Annotated in this window: 1 protein-coding gene; it reads right to left on the reverse strand. The window is 46.2% G+C overall.

The features are described 5' to 3' along the window. Window positions 1–51: 51 nt before the first annotated feature. Window positions 52–768: an ABC transporter ATP-binding protein gene (locus tag QVP40_RS01325; RefSeq protein WP_022066715.1), complete on the reverse strand. Its 717-nt coding sequence runs from the start codon at window positions 766–768 to the stop codon at window positions 52–54. Between the last annotated feature and the right edge of the window lie 24 nt (window positions 769–792).

The raw sequence follows: 792 nt of genomic DNA on the forward strand, positions 1-792 counted from the left end.
CCACCACTGCTACTGCTCCAACTCCGATCACCAGCTTCTTCTTTGGCTTTTTCATAGTACTTCCTCTCCTTTACCAAAATCCTGATTTATGGTGTCTGATTCTATCTTTCCATCCATGATTCTTACCACCCGTCTTGCCTGATCGGCAATCCCGTTGTCATGTGTGATAAGAATCACGGTCTTTCCGGACTGATGCATTTGCTTCAGGATTCCGAGAATTTCTCTGCTGGATGCAGAATCCAGATTTCCTGTAGGTTCATCTGCCAGGATAACCGGCGGTTTCGCCGCAATGGCTCTGGCGATTGCCACTCTCTGCTGCTGACCGCCGGACATCTCGCTTGGCTTATGCTGCATTCGTTTCTCAAGACCTACCATTTTCAGCGACTCAATAGCCAGCTTATGCCTTGTTTTCCTGTCAATGCCCCGGTATATCAGAGGAAGCTCCACATTCTCAATAGCATTCAGATTGGCAATCAGATTAAAGCCCTGAAAAATAAATCCAATCTCTCGGTTTCGAACCACTGACAGGTCATTGTCCTTCATGGTGGATACGTCCGTTCCATTCAGATAATATTTCCCGGAAGTAGGCACATCCAGGCAGCCCAGCATATTCATAAACGTAGATTTACCAGAGCCGGACTGGCCGATGATAGCCACAAACTCTCCGGTTTTAATTTCAAGGTTCACATGGTCCAGAGCGCGGACCTCGTTTTCTCCAGGATTGTAAATTTTACACAGGTCTTCTACCTTGATTAATGTATCCCCCATGATTTCTCCTTTTATACTCTCTTT

The organism is Blautia sp. CAG:257 (genome assembly GCF_000433815.1).
Lineage (GTDB): Bacteria > Bacillota > Clostridia > Lachnospirales > Lachnospiraceae > Blautia_A > Blautia_A caecimuris.

Excerpts from the sequence above, each read along its gene's own strand:
- QVP40_RS01325 (WP_022066715.1), bottom strand. The coding sequence starts at position 768 with ATGGGGGATACATTAATCAAGGTAGAAGACCTGTGTAAAATTTACAAT.